Here is a 7,179-nt window from a genome sequence, read left to right as displayed (position 1 = left end):
GCCGGCATAGCTCGAGTCTAAGTCCTTGCGGAGCGGGCGCCGCGCCACCGGCGGGAGAGTAGTTTGGGTTCCATGGATGCACAGCCCACGGAATGCGAAACCTACGACGTCGTACTGCTTACGCGGCCGGATTGTCATCTGTGCCACGAAGCGCGGGACGTGGTGGAGCGCGTCACGGCAAGTCTTGGGCTCGGCTGGACGGAGCGGTCGGTGGTCGATGCCCCCGACCTGATGGAACGGTTCGCCGAAGAACTTCCGGTGCTGTTGATCGACGGCGTGCAGCGGGACTTCTGGGTCATCGACGAGGCACGGCTCCGCAGGCTCATCGGCGGCTGAGCGCGCTTTCGGCGGAGCTGGCGGACCCGGCTTGGTGGGTCTGTGCCAGCGGCATAAAGTAGTGGTACTTCCGCGGATCGTCAGGTCCGCGGATGGGGGTGCCGCCCCCGGCAATACCCGGCGACGCAATGGAGCAGACACAAGTGACGACGTCGAACATACAGGGGCTTCATCCGGTAGGTGATGGCGGACGCGAAATTCCCCCGGCGTCGCTCACCCGGTTGACCATCTACCTGCGGGCCCTGAATTCGCTGCTGGCCGAGGGGACCGAGCGGGTTTCCTCCGAGGAACTGGCCGACGCCGCGGGAGTGAATTCCCCGATGGTGCGCAAGGACCTCTCCTACCTCGGCTCGTACGGCACAAGGGGTGTGGGCTATGAGGTCCAGTACCTCAACCGGCAGATTTCGACGGCGCTCGGCCTGACGCTGGATTGGCGCGTCGCGATCATCGGGGCAGGCAATCTGGGAAGGGCACTTGCCGGATACTCGGGATTCGTCTCACGGGGTTTTGAGATCGTGGCGCTCTTCGATGCCGACCAACTGGTGGTGGGAGCCGAAGTGGGATGGCTGCGGGTGAGCGCCATAGACGATCTCGAGGTGGTGATCGAGCGCACCCGAACCAATATGGCGGTGCTCTCGGTGCCTGCAGCCGTGGCGCAGGAGATATGCGACCGCCTTGTGGCAGCAGGAATCACGAGCATCCTCAGTTTTGCCCCGGTGGTTCTTTCGGTGCCCGCGCAGGTGCAGCTGCGTAAAGTCGATATGTCTACCGAACTGCAGATTCTTGCCTATCACGCGCAACGCGCACAGGAACCGGAACTCCCTCCGGCGTCCGGAGCACGTTCTGCACAGTAGCCATCAATATCCGGCACACGTCGGCTTAGCTGCGTGATCACTGAGCAACCACCGAAACCACACGCCTTTTGTAGCGGTTGCAGGTACGGCCGGACAAGGCCATAATCAACAGCATGCTTACTAAAAAGAAGCCTTCCATGATGGGATCGATCGTCCGGGGTATGGCGGCAGGTGTTGCCGGGACCGTAGTGATGACGGCCTTCCAGAAATTCGTCGAAATGCCTCTGACCGGCCGTGAAACCAGCTACGCGCCGGCGGACTTCGCGGAACGGATTTTGCCCATCCATCCGACAACCCAGCAGGGGCGCGAGCAGCTGAACTGGGCCACCCACTTCGCACTGGGAACCATGTGGGGATCGGCGTACGGCGCCACAGCCCACACCGGTCTGCGGGGAGCCAAGGCGATCGCCGTCGTATTTCCCGTGGTCTACACGGGGGACGTCCTGCTCAACACAGCTCTTGGCCTGTATAAGCCCGGCACCTGGAGCGCGGAGGAATGGACAGTGGACCTGGTCAACAAATTCGTCCAGGCCGCAGCAACCGGCGTCATCTACGACCACGTCTTTCAATCAACCGAAGCATCCTAGATAACCTCACCGCAGGAACCGGCAGCCCGGGCGTTCGCTCGCGGAGCGCGTGCTTCCCGCGACACCTGGCGCTACAGATCCGGGTGATGTGAAGCCGCTCTCTCACGGTAGTGGGCTTGGGCAGCGCAGGTGGAGCATTGAGTTGCGGTGGCGGGATAGGGAGCGGGGCGTCCAGCCAACGGGGTGAGGCCCGCACCCGGTGAGCATTCTCAACGAGGACACCGTTCTCCATAAACTATTTCGGCGTATCTTCCCTCTCCTTGACCTGCGGTTCCCGGTGCTTCAGCCAGGCGCTGAAAGGCGCTGAGGTAAGCCCGTGGACCAGGACGGAGGCGGTGATGGCCAGGGTGGTGTAGATGAAGATCTCGTGGTTGCCGGTGTGGCGTTCGGCCAGGGTGGCGTAGAACAGCGCAGAGACCCCCACCGGGGCGAACCAGCTCAGGAACACTGTTTCGGAGCGGTCGTGGATGTCCGTGAACAGGGGCCGCAGCAACCACAGGGTGACCAGCCGACGGAGTAGCACCGCGGCGATGATGACCACGGGGGCAACCCAGCCCAAACCGGCCCATTCACCGATCGGCAGCGCGATCCCGAGCAGGAGGAACACCGGAAGCAGGAACAGCCGGGCCACGGCGTCGTGGACCTTGTCCTCCTGCGCTTCCTCGCGCTGGGGAATGACCTGACCGAAGACGGCCACGCCCACGAAGACGGCCAGGAGGGCATCGGTGCCGATGAGCTTGCCGGCCCCGAGCAGCAGCAGTGCCAGGGGCACGATGAACGCCAGGTACGAGCTTTCCTCCATCAGACCCTTGTCGTGTACGAGGATGAAGAGCTTGCCCAGCAGGTACCCGGCGACCGCTCCGACGACGGCGGCACCGAACACCTCCCACAGGAGGACCTTCGTCAGCAGCTCGTACCATGCCTGCTCTGGCTTGGTCATCAGCAGCACGGGTAGCATCACGAACAGATAGGCCAGCCCGTCGTTGATCCCGCTCTCGGCCGAGATGTTGTGCCGGACCCGCTCGGTCACCTTCTGCTCGGCCAGGGACCCGGTGACTATGGGGGTGGTGACCACCGGATCGGTCGGGGTGATGATCGCCCCGACCAGCAGCGCCACCAGGAACGGCACGCCCAGCCCCCACCACAGCACCCCGGTGGCGACGATGAGCATCAGGGCCATGCCCAGGCCGATCACGGCCGCGATCCACCGCACGTTGTCCCGCCAGTAACCGTGCGGCAGGCGCAGCGCCACTCCGGCGAGCCCAATCGCGAGGGTGATCCGGGCGGTCTGCTCGAGCAGCGTGCCCGTGGGTATCCCGAAGCCCTCTACCCGCAGCAGGTCCAGGGCGTGGGGGCCGATCAGCGCTCCGAACGCCAGACAAAGCAGCGGCCCGGGCGGGCTCGCCCGCTGCAGCACGGTGGAGAAGGAAGCGAAAACGAGAAGCGCGCCGGCGAACAGGGCAAGTACCAGATTGATGTCCACGTGGATCCTCGCTTTCCTGCCGGAGGGTCCTCAAAACCGCGGCCCGGCCCCGACTTTCACTGGTCCCACAGTAGCCTTACCGATGTCGCCACCGCCCTGGACAGGTCGGTGGCCGCCCGTGGCCCACACTGGACACGCACTTCGACTCACTCCCGTTCATCGGTTCAGCTCGCTGTGTCCAATGTCCCTGTGGCCAGGTGAGCGGGGTGGGAGCCCGGCCCCGCATAGGGTGTGGCCGAGATGACGGTGACGGAGATAGGCCGGCCACTGGGAGCCACGTAAGTTGCCTCATCTCCTGGTTTCTTGCCGTAGATGGCGACCCCAAGAGGGCTCTTCTCGCTGAAGACGTCAAGATCATCGTCGCCGAAGATCTCTCGGCTTCCCATCAGGAAACTCTCCGTTCGGCCGTCGATGAGAGCCTCGACCAGCATCCCGGGCTCGACGATTCCATCATCCTCGGGGGAGTGCACCCGAACGTTCCTGAGCAGGGCCACCAGTTGCCGGACGCGTGTTTCGATGGCCACCCGTTCGGTGGATTCCTCCTGGCCGCCACGTGCATCCATGAGCACGTCCAACTCGCCTTGCAGGCGCCTATGGGATTCTGGCGTGAGCCAGGTGACGGGTGGGACTGGAAGCTGCATGTTCACTCCTCGAAACACGTATGACCGCCCTCCGCACCACGGAGGACGATCATGAAAAAGTAGACGAAAAGGTAGGAATTTCCGAGTTCAGCCCTTTTATTATTTATAGCAAGCCCGAACGAACAGCGCCCTGTCGAGCCACTGTAGAAGACAAGGAACCACGCTGACTGGCATTTTATTTTTAAGTGGGTATGGTTCTGGGTATTGAGAGTCGAAAAGGCGGTGATCCCGTTGTCAGGAAAGTCCCCGAGGAGTACCGGAACAAAGAAACAAGGAAAGTCGATCCTTGAAAAACGATCCGAGAAGAGGGCGAAGGCTCAGTCCAGCGAGCTGCTGTTCGCGAAGCTCCGCAAGAACCAGCGGTAGTGCAGGCGGCCACGGACAACAGGTCGGCAACCAGGACTCCTTGGTGTCAACCGTTGAACGCATCACCGAGCACTTTCCTTCAGCGGACGTTTCCTGAATATTTACCGGAAGCAGCCTGGGATTTTTGTGCGTCCTGAAACATTCGATTCGCAAAGGGGGGAGAAAAGGTGAATCCAGTCGTCGGGAAAAAATGAAATCCAGAAGATGAAGTTCACTTGTAATGCCTATTCGTTCTTGCATTACGGCAGTGGACGGTTTGCATTTTCCTGCGGATTCTGGAACCGCAGTGGTTCTGACCGCTCTGGTCAGATTTCAGGCCAGGAGGAGGCGGAGTCCGACCACCAGGCCCATGAGCACCACGAGTGTCCGAAATACCCAGGCCGGCAGGCGGCGTCCAACGCGGGCGCCCACCCGACCGCCGAGAAGCGAGACGGCAGCAAGCAGGCCGACGACGGTCCAGTTGACGGGCGCGGCGAAGACGAACACGAGCGAGCCTGCGACATTGGCCGAGAGCACGGCGATGTTCTTCAGGCCGTTGACGAGCTGCATCGGTTCGTCGAGGCCGAGCGCGAGGAACGCCACCAGGATGACGCCTTGGGCGGCACCGAAATATCCGCCGTAGACGCCCAGAATTGTACATGCGGCGAGTAGCGGCACCGACAGCAGCCCGCCTGCGGGCTTGACCCTGGTGCGGCGGCCACGCAACCACCGCGAAATCAGTGGTTGGACCCGATAAGGACCGCTGCGGTGAGGATGAGGGCGGGTACCGCCGCCTCGAACGCGTCTGACGGCAGGACGAGCAGCAGGCCCGCGCCGCCCAGCGCTCCTGTGGCGCTTGTCAGGGCCACCTGACGGACGCGGGCTCCCTGTCCGCTTCGGTCACGAGTGCACCGAACGAGCTTTCAGGCACACAGGCCGGCCCCGCGAGGAGTTCATGCTCAACGGCGGATCTACCTGGTAGAGCCTTACCGTTCCACGGGCCAGATTCCCGTCGCGAAGAACTCCTCGAGGATGGTCAGTGCAGTGGTTGGATCGAGCCCATGCTCGGCAAGCCACCTGTCACTGTTGTATGAGCACGCGTAACGTTCACCTGCATCGCACAGAATCGAGACGATGCTCCCCTGCTGCCCGGTGGCTATCAGCTGAGCGGCCAGTTGCCAGACGCCCCACAGATTGGTGCCGGTGGAAGGGCCGGCAGACAGACCCGTGAGGGCGAGGAGATGACGCGATGCCGCCACTGATGCGGCGTCGGGCACCTGAATCATTTCGTCGATCACCGAGGGGATGAAGCTTGGTTCCGGCCGCGGGCGGCCGATTCCCTCGATCCGGGAGGGGCGGCCTGTCGCCGTCTGATCCGGGCGTGCCCAGGTGGGGTAGAAGGCGGAGTGCTCAGGGTCGACGACGGCAAGGCGTGTCCGGTGGCGATGGTAGCGCAGGTATCGCCCGATCGTGGCGCTGGTTCCGCCGGTGCCGGCCCCCACCACCACCCACTCCGGCACAGGAAACCGTTCGTGTTCAAGTTGCCGGAAGATGGATTCAGCAATGTTGTTGTTGCCACGCCAATCGGTTGCCCGTTCCGCGTAGGTGAACTGATCCATATAGTGTCCGCCGCTGTCCTCGGCGATGCGCTCGGCGGCTTCGTACATCTGGGACGCCTCATCGACGAAGTGGCACGAGCCGCCATACTTCTCGATCAGCACGATCTTCTCGGGGCTCGTGGAACGCGTCATCACCGCCACGAAGGGCAGCCCGAGCAGTTGGGCGAAGTAGGCTTCCGATACAGCGGTGGACCCACTTGAAGCTTCGACGATCGTGGTGCCACGCCGGATCCAGCCATTGACGAGCCCGAACAGGAAAAGCGACCGCGCCAGGCGGTGCTTGAGGCTCCCGGTCCGGTGCGTCGATTCATCCTTGAGGTAGATGTCCACTCCCCAAGCCTCGGGAACCGGCACGGCGAACAGATGAGTATCGGCTGAGCGGTTGGCCTCCGCTTCAATCCGCCGGATCGCCTCATCCGACCACGCGCGATCCTGCCCACCGGAAAACCTCATGCCCCACAGCATACTGATCGGGCCCTCGTGGGGCGCGCTTCCCTGTTCTGTCGAAGATGCTGCCGAACCTCACTCCACCGCGATCACCGCCGGAGCAGCAACGGCAGGCCGCGCTAGTACCCCAGGGGGCGCTTCGCGAAGTACTCGTTCGACGGCTTCAGGTAGCACAGCACGATACCGGCGACCCCGAGCAGAACCGAGATCGCAGCAAGGAAACCGGAAGCGATACCGAAGATCGACAGCGCGGCAAAGACGGTGCCGGTGATGCGGGCCCAGTTCTTGCCGCGGCGGATCATCACGGCGATCAGGACATAGAGGGCCAGCGAGATGATCGCGACGACGATGACAATGGTGGAAATCAGGCCGGTAAGTGAGGCGGGGTCCATCCCGGATGCCTCGAGATCGGCGATTTGGCCCGGCGTGATCGCCCCCAGCGGGTTCAGTGACATGAAGACGGCGGCGAACAGGTTGACGACTCCAGCGGCAATGATGAGCCAATAAGCGGTGTTCACCTTCTGGGGAACCGGACCCTTGCCCTGGGCCTGCATATCGCCTTGACCGCCCGGGTAGGAGTAGCTCGGCTGGCCCGCCTGGTAGCCGTATCCCGGGTATTGGGGCTGGCCGGACTGGCCGTATGGTCCCTGTTGCCCGTACTGGGGTGGCTGGGGTGCGTTCTGCCCGTACTGGGGTGGTTGCGGCGCGTTCTGCCCGTACTGTGGCTGGCCCTGTTGGCCCTGCTCGCCGTATTGGGGTTGCGGCGCGTTCTCGCCGTACTGGGGACGCTTCGGATCCTGGGGGTCGCTGCCTGGGGTTGGGTATGGCACTCTGAAATGGCCCCACTTAGGGGCGTTTTAGCCGTTT

9 protein-coding genes are annotated in these 7,179 nt (G+C 63.2%); 3 read left to right on the top strand and 6 right to left on the bottom strand.

From position 1 onward, the window contains the following. Nucleotides 1-72: 72 nt before the first annotated feature. From Y705_RS0111335 to Y705_RS0111325, 3 genes are all read left to right on the top strand, one after another. Nucleotides 73-336, top strand: a complete 264-nt coding sequence (locus Y705_RS0111335; RefSeq protein ID WP_049822641.1) for a glutaredoxin family protein — start codon at nt 73-75, stop codon at nt 334-336. Nucleotides 337-464: 128 nt separating this feature from the next. Then, nucleotides 465-1,190: a redox-sensing transcriptional repressor Rex gene (locus tag Y705_RS0111330; RefSeq protein ID WP_081737997.1), complete on the top strand. Its 726-nt coding sequence runs from the start codon at nt 465-467 to the stop codon at nt 1,188-1,190. A 137-nt stretch (nt 1,191-1,327) separates the two neighbouring features. Further along, entirely contained in the window at nt 1,328-1,777 is a 450-nt protein-coding gene (locus Y705_RS0111325; RefSeq protein ID WP_216698785.1) for a hypothetical protein, read from the top strand. 235 nt (nt 1,778-2,012) lie between these two features. Here Y705_RS0111325 and Y705_RS0111320 read toward each other — a convergent pair whose 3' ends face one another. The 6 genes from Y705_RS0111320 to Y705_RS21360 form a co-directional block, all read right to left on the bottom strand. Then, the gene (locus Y705_RS0111320; RefSeq protein WP_026532936.1) at nt 2,013-3,260 is read right to left on the bottom strand and encodes a cation:proton antiporter domain-containing protein; all 1,248 of its coding nucleotides are present in this window, start codon (nt 3,258-3,260) and stop codon (nt 2,013-2,015) included. 164 nt (nt 3,261-3,424) lie between these two features. Further along, entirely contained in the window at nt 3,425-3,901 is a 477-nt protein-coding gene (locus Y705_RS19325; RefSeq protein WP_049822640.1) for a GreA/GreB family elongation factor, read from the bottom strand. Nucleotides 3,902-4,579: 678 nt separating this feature from the next. Continuing rightward, nucleotides 4,580-4,972 carry a sulfite exporter TauE/SafE family protein gene (locus Y705_RS0111310; protein ID WP_049822639.1) on the bottom strand — a complete coding sequence of 131 codons (393 nt, stop codon included), beginning with the start codon at nt 4,970-4,972 and terminating at the stop codon, nt 4,580-4,582. 11 nt (nt 4,973-4,983) lie between these two features. Beyond that, entirely contained in the window at nt 4,984-5,115 is a 132-nt protein-coding gene (locus Y705_RS23415) for a hypothetical protein (RefSeq protein WP_275450811.1), read from the bottom strand. Nucleotides 5,116-5,232: 117 nt separating this feature from the next. Further along, on the bottom strand, nt 5,233-6,318 hold the full coding sequence (locus Y705_RS0111305; RefSeq protein WP_026532935.1) for a PLP-dependent cysteine synthase family protein: 1,086 nt from the start codon (nt 6,316-6,318) through the stop codon (nt 5,233-5,235). Between the two features lie 113 nt (nt 6,319-6,431). Then, a complete protein-coding gene (locus Y705_RS21360; protein WP_026532934.1) occupies nt 6,432-7,142 on the bottom strand; it encodes an ABC transporter permease family protein in 711 nt (236 codons plus the stop codon). Between the last annotated feature and the right edge of the window lie 37 nt (nt 7,143-7,179).

It is taken from the genome of Arthrobacter sp. H41, assembly GCF_000520535.1.
In the GTDB taxonomy this organism is placed as follows: domain Bacteria; phylum Actinomycetota; class Actinomycetes; order Actinomycetales; family Micrococcaceae; genus Arthrobacter_D.
Note: the sequence above shows the minus strand (reverse complement) of the source record. Positions and strands in the feature narration are given on the sequence as shown.

Bases quoted from the DNA above. Each gene is read 5' to 3' on its own strand.
- Y705_RS0111335 (WP_049822641.1), top strand. From the start codon at position 73: ATGGATGCACAGCCCACGGAATGCGAAACCTACGACGTCGTACTGCTT.
- Y705_RS0111330 (WP_081737997.1), top strand. From the start codon at position 465: ATGGAGCAGACACAAGTGACGACGTCGAACATACAGGGGCTTCATCCG.
- Y705_RS0111325 (WP_216698785.1), top strand. From the start codon at position 1,328: ATGATGGGATCGATCGTCCGGGGTATGGCGGCAGGTGTTGCCGGGACC.
- Y705_RS19325 (WP_049822640.1), bottom strand. From the start codon at position 3,901: ATGCAGCTTCCAGTCCCACCCGTCACCTGGCTCACGCCAGAATCCCAT.
- Y705_RS0111305 (WP_026532935.1), bottom strand. From the start codon at position 6,318: ATGAGGTTTTCCGGTGGGCAGGATCGCGCGTGGTCGGATGAGGCGATC.